Annotated in this window: 20 protein-coding genes and 1 pseudogene; 9 read left to right on the top strand and 12 right to left on the bottom strand. The window is 70.7% G+C overall.

Going from position 1 to position 12754, the window contains the following annotated elements; genetic code table 11:
• The first annotated feature begins 427 nt into the window (after positions 1 to 427).
• Complete coding sequence (locus tag GTY84_RS23245; protein WP_161228318.1) at positions 428 to 2356, top strand: serine/threonine-protein kinase; 1929 nt, start codon at positions 428 to 430, stop codon at positions 2354 to 2356.
• Positions 2357 to 2468: 112 nt separating this feature from the next.
• Here GTY84_RS23245 and GTY84_RS23240 read toward each other — a convergent pair whose 3' ends face one another.
• From GTY84_RS23240 to ctaD, 3 genes are all read right to left on the bottom strand, one after another.
• Complete coding sequence (locus tag GTY84_RS23240) at positions 2469 to 2819, bottom strand: hypothetical protein (protein WP_161228317.1); 351 nt, start codon at positions 2817 to 2819, stop codon at positions 2469 to 2471.
• A 107-nt stretch (positions 2820 to 2926) separates the two neighbouring features.
• Positions 2927 to 3496, bottom strand: a complete 570-nt coding sequence (locus GTY84_RS23235; RefSeq protein WP_202551634.1) for a hypothetical protein — start codon at positions 3494 to 3496, stop codon at positions 2927 to 2929.
• Between the two features lie 3 nt (positions 3497 to 3499).
• Entirely contained in the window at positions 3500 to 5200 is a 1701-nt protein-coding gene (gene ctaD, locus GTY84_RS23230; protein WP_161228316.1) for a cytochrome c oxidase subunit I, read from the bottom strand.
• Positions 5201 to 5685: 485 nt separating this feature from the next.
• Between ctaD and GTY84_RS23225 the strand changes: the two are divergent.
• A pseudogene (locus GTY84_RS23225) lies at positions 5686 to 6060 on the top strand (lamin tail domain-containing protein); the annotation flags it as partial.
• A gap of 199 nt (positions 6061 to 6259) precedes the next feature.
• On the opposite strand, the gene GTY84_RS23220 reads toward GTY84_RS23225, so the two are convergent.
• Complete coding sequence (locus tag GTY84_RS23220; RefSeq protein ID WP_161228314.1) at positions 6260 to 6601, bottom strand: hypothetical protein; 342 nt, start codon at positions 6599 to 6601, stop codon at positions 6260 to 6262.
• 106 nt (positions 6602 to 6707) lie between these two features.
• Here GTY84_RS23220 and GTY84_RS23215 point away from each other — a divergent pair, with 106 nt between their 5' ends.
• The 4 genes from GTY84_RS23215 to GTY84_RS23200 all read left to right on the top strand — a co-directional run bounded on the left by GTY84_RS23215 (position 6708) and on the right by GTY84_RS23200 (position 8176).
• Positions 6708 to 6947 carry a helix-turn-helix transcriptional regulator gene (locus GTY84_RS23215; protein WP_345943502.1) on the top strand — a complete coding sequence of 80 codons (240 nt, stop codon included), beginning with the start codon at positions 6708 to 6710 and terminating at the stop codon, positions 6945 to 6947.
• Between the two features lie 424 nt (positions 6948 to 7371).
• On the top strand, positions 7372 to 7635 hold the full coding sequence (locus GTY84_RS23210; RefSeq protein WP_161228313.1) for a GntR family transcriptional regulator: 264 nt from the start codon (positions 7372 to 7374) through the stop codon (positions 7633 to 7635).
• A 33-nt stretch (positions 7636 to 7668) separates the two neighbouring features.
• The gene (locus GTY84_RS23205) at positions 7669 to 7848 is read left to right on the top strand and encodes a hypothetical protein (protein WP_161228312.1); all 180 of its coding nucleotides are present in this window, start codon (positions 7669 to 7671) and stop codon (positions 7846 to 7848) included.
• Positions 7849 to 7948: 100 nt separating this feature from the next.
• Positions 7949 to 8176, top strand: a complete 228-nt coding sequence (locus GTY84_RS23200) for a hypothetical protein (RefSeq protein ID WP_161228311.1) — start codon at positions 7949 to 7951, stop codon at positions 8174 to 8176.
• A gap of 325 nt (positions 8177 to 8501) precedes the next feature.
• On the opposite strand, the gene GTY84_RS23195 is transcribed toward GTY84_RS23200, so the two are convergent.
• Positions 8502 to 8699 carry a hypothetical protein gene (locus tag GTY84_RS23195; protein ID WP_161228310.1) on the bottom strand — a complete coding sequence of 66 codons (198 nt, stop codon included), beginning with the start codon at positions 8697 to 8699 and terminating at the stop codon, positions 8502 to 8504.
• On the bottom strand, positions 8696 to 8920 hold the full coding sequence (locus GTY84_RS23190; RefSeq protein WP_161228309.1) for a hypothetical protein: 225 nt from the start codon (positions 8918 to 8920) through the stop codon (positions 8696 to 8698). The genes GTY84_RS23195 and GTY84_RS23190 overlap by 4 nt, the downstream gene beginning before the upstream one ends.
• A 45-nt stretch (positions 8921 to 8965) precedes the next feature.
• Between GTY84_RS23190 and GTY84_RS23185 the strand changes: the two genes are divergently transcribed.
• A complete protein-coding gene (locus GTY84_RS23185) occupies positions 8966 to 9304 on the top strand; it encodes a DUF6233 domain-containing protein (protein ID WP_161228308.1) in 339 nt (112 codons plus the stop codon).
• On the opposite strand, the gene GTY84_RS23180 is transcribed toward GTY84_RS23185, so the two are convergent.
• From GTY84_RS23180 to GTY84_RS34710, 6 genes are all read right to left on the bottom strand, one after another.
• Positions 9301 to 10224 (bottom strand): Ku protein, encoded by a 924-nt coding sequence (locus GTY84_RS23180; protein ID WP_161228307.1) that lies wholly within the window; start codon positions 10222 to 10224, stop codon positions 9301 to 9303. The two genes, GTY84_RS23185 and GTY84_RS23180, sit on opposite strands and share 4 nt — an antisense overlap.
• 120 nt (positions 10225 to 10344) lie before the next feature.
• Complete coding sequence (locus tag GTY84_RS23175) at positions 10345 to 10596, bottom strand: hypothetical protein (protein WP_161228306.1); 252 nt, start codon at positions 10594 to 10596, stop codon at positions 10345 to 10347.
• A gap of 17 nt (positions 10597 to 10613) precedes the next feature.
• Positions 10614 to 10820 carry a hypothetical protein gene (locus tag GTY84_RS23170; RefSeq protein WP_161228305.1) on the bottom strand — a complete coding sequence of 69 codons (207 nt, stop codon included), beginning with the start codon at positions 10818 to 10820 and terminating at the stop codon, positions 10614 to 10616.
• 11 nt (positions 10821 to 10831) lie between these two features.
• On the bottom strand, positions 10832 to 10957 hold the full coding sequence (locus GTY84_RS34715) for a hypothetical protein (RefSeq protein WP_272919254.1): 126 nt from the start codon (positions 10955 to 10957) through the stop codon (positions 10832 to 10834).
• Between the two features lie 83 nt (positions 10958 to 11040).
• Complete coding sequence (locus GTY84_RS33115; protein WP_202551655.1) at positions 11041 to 11202, bottom strand: hypothetical protein; 162 nt, start codon at positions 11200 to 11202, stop codon at positions 11041 to 11043.
• Between the two features lie 99 nt (positions 11203 to 11301).
• Positions 11302 to 11433, bottom strand: coding sequence for a hypothetical protein (locus tag GTY84_RS34710; RefSeq protein ID WP_272919253.1), 132 nt, complete (start codon positions 11431 to 11433; stop codon positions 11302 to 11304).
• A 148-nt stretch (positions 11434 to 11581) separates the two neighbouring features.
• On the opposite strand from GTY84_RS34710, the gene GTY84_RS23165 reads away from it, so the two are divergent.
• Both GTY84_RS23165 and GTY84_RS23160 read left to right on the top strand, forming a co-directional pair.
• Complete coding sequence (locus GTY84_RS23165; protein WP_161228304.1) at positions 11582 to 12088, top strand: helix-turn-helix domain-containing protein; 507 nt, start codon at positions 11582 to 11584, stop codon at positions 12086 to 12088.
• Positions 12089 to 12119: 31 nt separating this feature from the next.
• Positions 12120 to 12695, top strand: a complete 576-nt coding sequence (locus GTY84_RS23160) for a hypothetical protein (RefSeq protein WP_161228303.1) — start codon at positions 12120 to 12122, stop codon at positions 12693 to 12695.
• The last annotated feature ends 59 nt before the right edge of the window (positions 12696 to 12754 follow it).

The following is a 12754-nucleotide window of genomic DNA, read 5'->3' as shown; positions in this document are numbered from 1 at the left end:
GGGGGGCCGCCCGCCCGCTTCACGGCTCCGTCGGTGAGTTGCCGGGCCCCGCCGGGCCGGGAACCGCCGGGCCGGGCGGGCTCCTCGGCCGGGACGCGGGCGCGGTCGCCCCGCCGTGCTCCTCTCCCGCATGGCCGGGGGCCGGGCGGGGTTTCCGGGCCGGGCACGGCGGGCAACCTGTCGCACGTCCGTGCGGCGTCCGGGCCGTACCGGGGCGGGCGGCCGGTGCCACGGGGCGGGCCGGCCGTGCGGTCGCCCCGGGCCGGTCCGGCGGCCCCGGGGCGCTCCCGTGGCCCGGGCGGGCCGGCCGCCGACCGCCGCGGCCGTCCCGGCCCGTGCGGCCGGGGCACGGACGCGCCGTCCGGAACCGGCTCAACTGACGAGGCGTCTACTGTTGCTGTCCGTATCGACAATCAATGGGGGTCGGATGCGCAGCGAGGGTACGGCCGGCGGGCCGGGCGACGGGCCGGGCACGGTGATCGCGGGCCGCTACAGGCTGCAGCGCCAGCTCGGACGCGGTGGGATGGGCGTGGTCTGGGAGGCCCTGGACGCGAGCCTGGACCGCAAGGTGGCGGTGAAGGGGCTGCTGTACCCCGGCGCCGCGGACCCCGCGGCGCAGGCCACCTGGGTGAGCAGGGCGCGCCGCGAGGCGCAGGCCATCGCCCGGATCGGGCACCAGAACGTGGTCGCCGTCCACGACGTGATCGAGGACGGCAACCAGGTCTGGATCGTGATGGAGCTGCTGAACTCCCGTTCGCTGGCGGACCTGCTGCGCGAGCAGCGGCTGCTGTCCGTCCCCCACGCCGCGCGCATAGGCCTCCAGGTGCTGCGCGGGCTGGCCGCGGTGCACGAGTCCGGCGTCCTGCACCGGGACGTCAAGCCGCACAACATCCTGTTCCGTCCGGACGGGCGCGCCCTCCTCATGGACTTCGGGATCGCCACCTTCGAGGGCGCCGTCCAGGTCACCCGGTCCCACGAGATCATCGGGACGCCCCAGTACCTTGCGCCGGAGCTGCTCAGCCACACCCCGGCCACACCGCGTCCGGCGTCCACCGCCTCCGACCTGTGGTCGCTGGGCGTCACCCTGTACGAGATGGTGGAGGGCAGGCGGCCCTTCGAGGGGGCCACCGGGTTCGAGGTGCTCATCGCCGTGCGGGACGCGCCGGTGCCGCCGATGAAGTACGCGGGACCGCTCGCCGGGCTGATCGAGGCGCTCCTGGACAAGGACCCCGACCGGCGCCCGGACGCCGCCGAGGCCGACCGGATGCTCCAGGCGGTCACCGACGACGCGGCGGCGCTGGACACCCCGGCCGCGCGGGCCGCTCCGGTCCGTCCGGGGCCCGCGGCGCCGGGGGCGCCCTCGCGGTCCGTGCCGCCGGAGACGGCCGGGCCCGGGACCGGTGGTCCCGCCGCCGGTCCGGGCGGGGCCGGGCGGCGCCGGGGGCCGCTGCGCGTGGCCGCGGCGGTGGTCTGCGCGGCGCTGCTCGCGGGAGCGGGATGGTTCGCCTGGCAGCAGTTGGACGGTGACTCGGCCGGCTCCGGACCGGCGGCGGAGGGCGCCTCGGAGGGGAAGCCCGGGGAGCCCACTCCCGCCAACTCGCCGAAAGAGCTGCGGATCGGCGTCAAGGAGGACCAGCCGGGGCTGAGCGTGCGGACCGGGGTCGTCTACCGGGGCTTCGAGGTCGACCTCGCCCGGGCCCTCGCCCGCGAGATGGGCTACACCGACGACCAGGTGTCCTTCTACCCGGTCACCTCGGACAACCGCAGTGCGTACCTCACCGCGGGCCGGGTCCATCTGGTCGTCGCCACCTACAGCATCAGCGACGAGCGCGAGCGCAAGGACGAGGTGCTTTTCGCCGGACCCTACTTCGAGGCGCTGAAGGGGATGCTGGTGCGCAAGAACCGGCGCTACAACGACGTCAGCGACCTCCAGCGGGACCCGAGCGCGCAGGTGTGCACCGCCCGGCGGTCGGTCTACGTCCCGTGGATCGAACAGGAGGGCCTGGGCGGGCAGATGACGTTGCGGACCGGGTACGAGGACTGCGTCCGGGATCTCCTGGACCCGAAGTCCGCCGTGTACGCGGTGGCCACCGACGACGTGATCGTCGCGGGGCTCGCCCACAAGTACTCCGCGAAGACCAAGGCCCTGGAGAGCATGGGCGGTTCGAAGGAGGGCTACGGGGTGGCGGTGGACCGCCGGAAGCCGGAGCTGCACCGCCGGGTGTGCGAGGCGCTGGCGGCGGTCATGGACCGTTCCTCGGGCGAGCCCTCGCGCTGGTCCGCGCTCTACAACCGGCACCTCCGGCCGTTGATGAACCGCCCCGCGCCGGAGGAGCCCCAACTCACCTCGTGCTGAGGCCGCCGGGCCGCCCGGAGCCCCTCCCCCGCCGGGACGTGGCGCGCGGCGCACGCCCCACGCCTCCGCACGGGAGGTCGCAGGGCCGCCCGGGGGCCCGGCCGGCCGCGGGTCAGCCCTCGTCCGGCGCGTCGGATATGGTGCCGTCCCGGTCGACGACGTGGGTGCGCCAGTACACGTCCCACTCGTCGTCGACGTACTTCGGCACCTTGCCCCGGGGGTAGGCCCGGAAGCCGTCCGGGGGCGCCTCACCGTCGGGCACACAGGCGCTGCCGGTGCCGCCCAAGGCCACCACCGGGTACTCCCCGCCCGCGCAGCTCGCCTCCCGGTACTCGAGGCCGGCGCATCCGGTGACCGTGACGGCCCCGGCCGCACAGACCAGGGCGGCGGTGAGGAGGCGGGTCCGCCGGGGGCGGAGGGCGGTGGCGGTGCGGGGCCGGTTCGTGCCGCGGGGGCTGCGCATGGTCGTCTCCAGTCGTGGGGCACCGGTCGCTCGGTACGCCGCCCACTCTCACAGCGGGAGCCCGCGGCGGCATGAGTACGCGTACTCGGTCCCGCGCGCGGGCGTGCTCACCGGGCGCAGGGCGCGGTGGCGGGGGCCGGACCACCGCCGCCTGCCCGGCGCCGCCTGCGGGTCGCACAGGCCCGGACGGTCACCGCGGTGAGGAACAGCCCCAGGAGCGCGGTGGGCAGCGTGACGACGGCCCAGGATCCCTTCCCGGGTCCCGCCGCAAGGAGCACGGCGGTGGCCGCCGCCGCGGCGAGGACGGCGACCAGCAGCGCGGCCAGGAGCGGGCGGAGCGCGGGGGCACGGTGCGGCTCCAGGTCGAGGCCCGCCCAGTCACGGGCCGTCTCCCGGGCCTCCCGGCGGTGCTGGACGGCGGCGCGGACCAGCGCCCCGGCGGTGACGGCGGCCCCAGCCGAAGCCGCTGCGGCGGGCCAGTGCCACGCCTCGGTCAGCAGCAGGAGCAGGGCCACGCACCCGGCCGTGCTCCAAGCGCTCAGACAGGCGGCCGCCGTGCTCCTCCGGGAGTCCGGGCGGTCGGCCCCCGCGCGGACCTCGGAGAGGGCCGGGAGGTACCAGACGCAGCCGGACGCGGTGGCCAGGGCCGTGCCCAGGGCGAGGACGGGATGCGCCACGGCTCACTTCACCAACTCGGCGGCGGCGATCTCCGGGTGGCGCAGATCCAGGGCCGGGGACTCGGAGCGGATGCGGGGCAGGGAGGTGAAGTTGTGGCGCGGCGGCGGGCAGGAGGTCGCCCACTCCAGCGAGCGGCCGTAGCCCCAGGGGTCGTCCACACCGACCGGCTTGCCGTACTTGGCGGTCTTCCAGACGTTGTAGAAGAACGGCAGCAGCGACATGCCCAGCAGGAACGAGCCGATGGTGGAGAGGGTGTTGAGGGCGGTGAAGCCGTCGGCGGCCAGGTAGTCGGCGTAGCGGCGGGGCATTCCCTCGGTGCCGAGCCAGTGCTGGACGAGGAACGTCAGGTGGAAGCCGACCGTGAGCGTCCAGAAGGTGATCTTGCCGAGGCGCTCGTCGAGGATCTTGCCGGTGAACTTGGGCCACCAGAAGTGGAACCCGGCGAACATGGCGTACACGACCGTGCCGAACACGGTGTAGTGGAAGTGCGCGACCACGAAGTACGAGTCGGTGAGGTGGAAGTCGAGCGGCGGCGAGGCCAGGATGACACCGGTCAGACCACCGAAGACGAAGGTGATCAGGAAGCCCATGGTCCAGAGCATCGGCGTCTCGAAGGAGAGGCTGCCCTTCCACATGGTGCCGATCCAGTTGAAGAACTTCACCCCGGTCGGGACCGCGATCAGGAAGGTCATGAACGAGAAGAACGGCAGCAGCACCCCGCCGGTGGCGTACATGTGGTGCGCCCACACGGTCACCGACAGGCCCGCGATGGAGATCGTGGCCGCGATCAGGCCCATGTAGCCGAACATCGGCTTGCGGGAGAAGACCGGGATGACCTCGGAGACGATGCCGAAGAACGGCAGCGCCAGGATGTAGACCTCGGGGTGGCCGAAGAACCAGAAGAGGTGCTGCCAGAGCAGCGCCCCGCCGTTGGCCGGGTCGAAGACGTGGCTGCCGAACTTGCGGTCCGCCTCCAGCGCGAACAGGGCCGCGGCCAGCACCGGGAAGACCAGCAGGACCAGTAGCGCGGTCAGCAGCACGTTCCAGGTGAAGATCGGCATGCGGAACATCGTCATGCCGGGCGCGCGCATGCAGATGATCGTGGTGATGAAGTTGACGGCGCCCAGGATGGAGCCGAATCCGGACAGCGCGACGCCCATGATCCAGAGGTCGGCACCGAGTCCCGGCGAGTGCACCGCGTCGGAGAGCGGCGCGTAGAGGAACCAGCCGAAGTCGGCGGCGCCGCCGGGGGTGAGGAAGCCGCCGGCGGCTATCAGCGAGCCGAACAGGAAGAGCCAGAAGGCGAGCATGTTCAGCCGGGGGAAGGCCACGTCCGGGGCGCCGATCTGGAGCGGCATGATCCAGTTGGCGAAGCCGGTGAACAGCGGCATGGCGAACATCAGCAGCATGATCGAGCCGTGCATGGTGAAGGCCTGGTTGAACTGCTCGTTCGACATGATCTGCAGACCCGGCCGGGCGAGTTCGGCCCGCATCATCAGGGCCATGACACCGCCGAGGACGAAGAACACGAAGGCGGAGACCAGATAGAGCGTCCCGATCCTCTTGTGGTCGGTGGTGGTGAGCCAGTCCGTCCAGGACGGCCGCGCCGCCGCTCCGGCGACCGCTGGTCCGTCCCCGTGGACCACGGGGCGCGGCGGCACCTCCTTCACCGGGCCCGTCTGGTTGTGCTGCGCCTCGTCCATCGGACGGCGTCCTCCCCATCTGTTCCTGTCGATCGAGGGGCCGGGAACGCGGTGCGCACAGCGTGGCGCGGCGTTCCCGGCCGCCGCCACATGATCGTCCGCGGGCCCCGGGGGGCGGGTAGGGGCGAACGGTCCCCGCCTCGGTCCGGCCCGGGGACCTTCGGCCCCCCTGCGACCAGGGCCGGGTGGCCGCCGCGACGGCCCGTGCCGGGGTGCGGCGCGGTGCGGGAAGAGGGTGGCGGGGTGGCCGAGTGGACGGGTGACGGGAGAGGCCCCTGGGGGCCGGGCGGAATGGATGGAGGGGTCGAGGGGCCGGGGAGGCAGTGGGGACCGGGAGCTGCGTGGTACCGCGAGAGAGTTCAGGCGGAGTGCGTCAACCCTCCACGCAGGGCGCACATTTCCCTCACGTTTCACCCTCTGGCCAATCATATTTTCGGTATGCTCCGGACGCTCTATTCGCACCACTGAGGGGGGAACAGATCCTCATGCGCGTCCGCCGCACCCTGACCACCGCCGTCACCACCGCGTCCGCCGCCGCTCTCGGCCTCGTCGTGGCCGTTCCGGCGCAGGCCGCCGAGTACTCCTCGGCGCTGAAGATCAAGGGTGTCCAGTACGACGCCCCCGGCCGGGACTCCAACAAGTGCTCCGGCGGCAACACCAAGGACGAGTACCTGACCATCAAGAACTACTCGCGCACCGCGAAGGTGAACCTCAAGGGGTACGTGGTCAAGGACGCGACCGGCAACAAGTTCGTCTTCACCGCGAACCACACCCTGGAGCCCGGCGACTACGTCAAGCTGCGCGGGGGTAAGGGCAAGGACTCCGACGCGGGGAATGTCGTCTTCCGCCAGAACTGCAATAACTAGCGGTACACTCTCTGGCCTCCTGGCCGTATGCGGCGCGACCAAACCGAAGCCCTACGACCAGGCTCTTTTGACTTCCCTTCACTCCCCTCATCCTCCTTTGAGTGTTGATTCTGCGGCTCCCCAGCCGCTCCCCCGCCAGTCATTCTCCCCACGCTCTCCCCAGCTTTCGCCCCCCTTGCACCGCTGGGACGGGTCATCCCGTTGCTTCTCCGAGCTGTCCCGGCCGGTACGGCTCGTCGGCGCGCGCGAGCCGCTCGCGAGTCGCGTTTTCCAGGTCGATGACGCAGTCGGTGCAGGCTCTGATGTCGCGCTGGCCTTCGCCCCTCGGGTGGATGACACCGATGACGGTGGTGGGGATGGCCCCCTTGCCGGGGTGACGGAAGCAGATTCCGGGGTGCCAGTCGTAGAGGTGGAGGATCTGCTCGCGGTCCATGGCTCCGTCTCCTGATGTGGTGGCAGTTGTGTGGGGCTGATGCCCGTGCGGGTGGGCTGGATGCGTGGTGGCGGCGTGGTTCACCCGAAGAAGTGAACACATGTTCGGTTTTGGCGAGCATACGGCTTTGCAGCGAAGTCGACGACCGGATTGATGATCAAAGAATGCGTCAGTTTTGCTGCTGACATGCGCCCATGATCGTTAAAGCGTGGCTGAGGTGCCTGCCAGCCACCCCCAATGGGTCCTCGACGCTCGCCGGGCTACCGGCGACCGCATCCGCGTCCGACGCCTGCACCTGAACCTCACCCAGGAGGGCCTCGCCCACACCGCCGGCGTGGACCGGTCGACCCTCCAGCGCATGGAAGCCGGCGCGGAGATGAAGCTGTCGCACCTGCTGCTGGTCTCCTCGGCGTTGCGGGTTCATGTCACCGACCTCCTGCATGGCTGAGGACGGTAGGGACGCGTCCTGACCTGCTACCGACGGTACGGGGAGTCAACAACAAGTTGAGTCCGGGCGGAAGCCCTGCCACACGGGGGTCTACGCGGGTTTCTGCGCTACTGCGGCTTGGGCTGCGCTGGCGGCGGCCTCCCAGGCCCGGTAGAGGGGCAGCACCTTGCGGCACCTGGACGCGGTGTCGACGTCTCGGCACGTGGGGCAGCGAAGTCGGTGGTCGACGTAGGCGCTCCAAGCCTGCTGGGTAGCGGGAAGCCTGGTGTGCGCGGCGACCATCGGGCCGGACTCGGGGCCTGATGGTTCGGGTTCGGGGTCTGGCATAACGGCAGGCTAGCGGGACTTGTATCGGCTTGTCTCGCTACGTCTCGACACGTAGCTCAAGGTGCTGACGTGTATCTGGCTGCCTAGCGTCGTGTTCATGGCCATGAGTGCGGATGCCGAGATTGATCACGAGGGGCCGGTGACCCCGTACCGGCAGCTCGCCGAGATCCTGAAGGCCCGGATCGTTCGCGGGGACTGGGCGCCGGGCCGTCCGATCCCTAGCGAGACGCGGCTGGTGCAGGAGTACGGGATCGCCCGGTCGACGGTGCGGCGGGCTCTGGACATGCTGGTCGAGGAACGGGTGGTGTGGAAGGTGCAGGGGCGTGGTACCTACGTCGGGCAGCCGCCTGCCGATTCCTAGGTGCCTGTCGGGCCTCGCCGATACGATCGGCGCATGTCCTCCACTCCCCCGCCTTCGGGTGCTTCGCGGTCCGCTGCGGTCGTGGATGCGGAGATCCGCGCCCTGCTCCAGGCGACGGGCGGTTGGCTGTGGGGGCCGACGCGGGAGCGGTACGAGGCGTTGCGGGATGAGTGGGTGGGTGCCGTTCGTGAGGAGGTCACGGCGGCGGCTTGATCAGTTTCGCGGCGCTGCGGAAGTGATGCCTGACCTGCTGGTTCGATCATCTTGCGGACACCCGCACAGTGATCATTCGCTCTCGACGTAGACTCCGGGCGTGACCCACACCTTCGATGATCTTGTGGCCCTGGAGCGGGCCGCCGAGGATGCTCGCGCAGCCTACGCCGCCAGCCCCGGCGACGACACCCGCGCCGCCTGGCGGACGGCCGCCGACGGGTTCCTCACCGCCGTCGCGGAACACGCCGAGGCGGAAGACAAGTCCCGGATCGAGGTGGAGATGGCGGCGAAGAAGGCCGTCCGGCACCCCGAGGCCGAAGCCGCCTGATCACGGTTCCTTTGAGGCCTGCCTTCACAAGCAGACCTACCCCAAAGGCTCATCAAAGCGATCCGCCCCTGACCCGGTGCTGTACGGGCAGGGGCGGTCCTACAGCGCCAGCATGGGCTGATAGCGGGCTCAGCCTACGCCGGGTCGCTGACAGTCCCGGGGCGTCGCGTTGAGAGGACGTACACGCCGGGTGTGCCCTGCGGGGCGGGCGGGGGCGGCAGCAGATGAACCGGCAGCCATCCGCCGTGGCGGCGCATTACCTGCCGCAGTGCACGGTCACGGGACGGGAACGGGCGGACGCTCATGACGCCAGGATGGCAGACGATCATGGGGTGTCCGGCCACTCCGTCAGCACGGTGCCGGTCTCCTCATCCGTGAGCGTGACCCGGGTCCCGGGCCGGTCCCCGTGCTCGCCCACCCACACGGCGAACTTCCGCCGGGCCACCTCCTCGCTCCCCCACCACCCGTCCAGCATCGGGCGGCCCCCGACGACCAGCGCGACGTGGTAGCGGCTGAGGCTCATGCGAGCCGAATCCCTCGGGCCCGGCCGGGGTCGCGCCGGATCGCGCCCTTCACTTCCAGCTCGCAGAGCTGGTAGTGGACCCCCGACCAGGACCGCATCCCGACCGCAGCAGCGATCTCCCCGATCGTAGGGGCGACACCCTGGTCGGTGATGGCCGTGCGGATGCAGCGGAGGATCTCCTCCTGTCTGGGGGTGAGGTAGTCGACGCGGTACCGGCTCATGCCCCCAGTAGAAACCTTGTTCGAATATTGGTGCAAGCTGGGCTCATGCCCGATCTGCCGCCCGACCTGCCCCGACTCCGGATCCTGGAGACCTGGCTCACCATGGCGCTCGCCGAGGTGCGGGCCGCGATCACGGCGGCGGAGCGGGCGGAGGCCGAGCGGCAGCGCGGGGCGGAGGCCCGGCCACCGGCGCCGGACTGGCTGCTGGAGGGTGGCCTCAGCCGGGATGCGCCGCCCGTGCAGGTGCATGTCGGCGGCTGCTGGAACGCGGGCAAACGGGGGCGCGCACTCACCCGAGACGACGCCCTGCGGGCCCTGGCCGGCGGAGTCCGCGCCTGCGACGCGTGCCGGCCCGACACCGAGCTGGGCTACCTGGACAGCTAGGCACTGCGCCGCGGCTTCCGCCCGGCCGCCTTCCCCGTGGTCTTCTTCCCTGCGGTCTTCTTCGCCGGCGCCTTCTTCGCGGCCCGCTTGGTCGGCATCTCGTGCACGTCGGCGTCCCGCCCCGCGGGCTCGCCGCGGGAGGCCTTGGCCTTGGCGACGCTCTCGTTGAGGGCGGCCATGAGGTCGACGAGTTGCCCGGACTCCTCCGCCGGCTCCGGCGCGGGGGCGGCGGGCTCGCGGTGCTCGCGTTTCGCTTCGATCAGTTCAACGACGGCCTCGGTGTAGGTGTCGCGGAACTGGGGGTCGTCGAGGTCGTCGCGGGTCATGGTGTCCATGAGGGCGAGGGCCCCGGTGATCTCCTCGTCAGATACCTCGGTGGGTGGGGGAAGGAGTTCGGCGGGGTCGCGGATCTCGTCCGGCCAGCGCATGGCGTGCAGCACGATCGCCTCGTCACGGACCCGGAGCAGGCCGAGGCGTTCGCGGCCGGACCAGGCGTAGCGGGCCACGGCCACCCGCGAGGAGCGTTCCAGGGCCTGGCGGAGAAGCTTGTAGGGCTTGGCAGCGACCTGGCCGTCGGGGGTGAGGTAGTAGCCGTCGCCGATACGGATGGGATCAATGGCGTCCCACGGCATGAACGCCACGATGTCGATGGCCTTCGCGGTAGGGAGGGGGAGGTCGCGGAGTTCCTGGTCGGAGATCGGCACGATCGTGTCGCGGCTGATCTCGTAGCCCTTGCCGATCTCGGCTTGGGTGACTTCCCGGTCTTCCAGCTCGCAGATCTTGCGGTTGCGGACGCGGCCGCCGTCTTCGAGGTGGATGCGGTGGAAGTGGATCGCGTGGTCCTCGGTCGCTGAGACGACGTGGATGGGGACGGTGACGAGGCCGAAGCTGATGGCGCCGGTCCAGATGGTGCGGGGCATGGGGTACCTCCGTGAGGGCCCCGAGCGTGTCCAGCCTACGAGCGGGCCGGGTAGCGTGCATGCCGGTGCCCCCGCCTGCTTTCCTCAGGCGGGGGCACTTCAGTGTGCGAGTTCGGGGCCCTACTTCTCAGCGGGGGGAGCAGTGGTGCAGGAGGGGCAGAATCGGTACATGTGCGCGGCCCAGCTGCTCTGGATCTCGGCACGGGTTCGGAGTGTCATGTACGGCTCCCGGTAGGCGTCCCGGTCGGTGATCCGGCTGTAGGTGCGGATGGCGGGGTCGCAGGCGGCCCGCCGGTCGGGGCCGAAGCGGTGGAGGTCGTACATGTCCTCGGTGGTACCAGCCCACTCCGGCACCTCGGCGACACTGGTCATGATCACTGTCGCTGCCCTCACTTCTCGGTGGCGGCTTTGCCTTTCCGGCGGGCGCGTTGCCGCTGGGTGCAGTTGTGCGGGGGCAGGGTCTCCAGCGTCTTCGTGCGGAGCATGGTGCCGCAGTCCGCGCACCGGATTCGGCCGGTACGCCACCAGTCGCGTTCCTCGTTCTCGATCAGGGCATCCTCGTGCAGCCCGTCCAAGAGCTGTTCCTCCACGGTCATGGCAGGTGTCCTCACTTCGGGGTGGTGGGGTTCTCCTGAGTCATGAGGCTCAGGGCTTCACGGCTCGCCTTGATCTGGGAGCCGCGCTGGATCAGGTCCGTCAGCCGCTGGGACAGGCGGGTCAGCTCGCCGGTCACAGTCAGCGAAGTCGTCCGCGTCAGGTCCGTATCCTTTCGATGGTGTCCCCGCCCGGGGGTTCCGGGCGGGGGTTGAGCAGTGGTCAGGCGCGGCGGTCCTGGACGACCAGCCACACCGTCGCGGCGGCCAGCACGACCCACACCGTCCACACCCACCAGTACGCGCCCACGCCGACCGTGATGGCGACAGCCGCGACCAGGCTCGACACGGTGCACACGATGAGGCGCTTCAACGAGGCCCTCACGTCCGCTCTCCCTTCGGTTTCCGCTCGCGCGGGGGGTTGTCGGGCTATTCTGGGGAGCGGCCCCCGGAGTTGGTGTAAGCATCTCCGGGGGCCTTCCTTTCACCCCTTGCGGTGTCGGCCCTTCGGCTTCCGCTTCCGGTCCTTCCACGCGATGACCGCCGATGCCGTGTTCACCAGGAGGGTGGCGGCTGCGAGGGCCAGGGTGATCTCCCCGATATTCAGTTGTTTCACCTCCCTTCTCTCTAGGAGGTAGTTCTACTATGACGTACGTACGGCAAAGTGTCAAGAGGCGGACCCTGGGGAGTTTTCGCAGGACCCTCTCCTTGCATCTTCGCTGTATGTACGGCATAGTGGAGTCATCGAGAGGGAGGGACACCCGATGAACACCACCACCGCCGCCACCGAAGCCCACGTCACCGTCGCCACCATCCGCGACTGGTGCCGCCGCGGCGTCATCGCCGCCACCAAGACCGCCGGCCGCTGGGTCATCGACCACGTCTCCCTCGCCGCCCGTATCGCCATCGGCAAGATGAGGCGCCCCGCCCGCGCCGTCGTCTACACGGTCGAGGCGATGACCGCGATCGGCGGACGCCGCTGGCAGAAGAACGGCATGGACCGCGTCTACCTCAACGGCTTCACCATCGTCCCCGGTCTGGAGCTGGACCACTACAAGTCCGGAAGCATCTGCTACGCCGCCCTCGACGGCGACAAGGTCTCCAACGCCGAGGGCGGCAGGCTCGCCTGCGCCGTCGACAAGGTCTACTTCGACAACACGGACGGCAAGGTCTACATCAAGTGGGGCTGGGGCAACCCCCGCTCCCTGGACCGCGACGAGATCGCCGACCGGGTCTTCGCTGCCGTCCGCGCCGCTGTCGCCGCCCTCTGACCCCGCACCGCAAACCGACAGGAGAACCCTCATGTCCGACACCACCACCAGCTACGGCACCTGGTGCAACCGCGTCGAGCAGTACTCCACCAGCCCCGACGCCGACGTCGCCGACTACATCGGCGGCGCCGACACCGCCTGGCGGGAGCGCGTGGAGAGGTCCGGCGCCCTGGACGCGATGACGGCCGACTACCGGACCGCGATCAACTCGGCGCTCCCCGACAGCGTCAGCCTGTGCGGAGACGAGTTCATCGGCCCCGCCTACCCGGACGACGACGAGTGGGACGGCTACCCCACCGACGAGGACGGCGGCCTGGACATCGCCGCCTGCGTGGAGGACATCAGCCTTGACCCGATCGTGGAGGCCAACGACCCGCTCTCCCTGGAGGAGATCGGCCGCGACGAGCTGAAGTCCGCGGCGAAGAACCCGGCGAAGGTGGCGTCCGCCGCGATGTCCCGGCTCGGGCTGAAGCCCCACGCCTACGTCCCGCACCCCGACTCCGGCCGCCCCCAGGCCATCTACCTGGCCGGGCAGGTCCGTGCCGCCCTCGCCAAGCGGCCCGGGCAGGGCAAGCGCACCGACCTCACCGACACCGACCAGACGTGACCGTCCCGGCCCCGGATCCGTTATGCCCAGGCAGCCCCGACACCGGCGAGAAGGAACCC

Origin of the sequence: Streptomyces sp. SID8352, from assembly GCF_009862265.1 — a bacterium.
GTDB lineage: Bacteria > Actinomycetota > Actinomycetes > Streptomycetales > Streptomycetaceae > Streptomyces.
The sequence above is the reverse complement of the archived record's forward strand: the minus strand, read 5'-3'. Positions and strand labels throughout refer to the sequence as shown.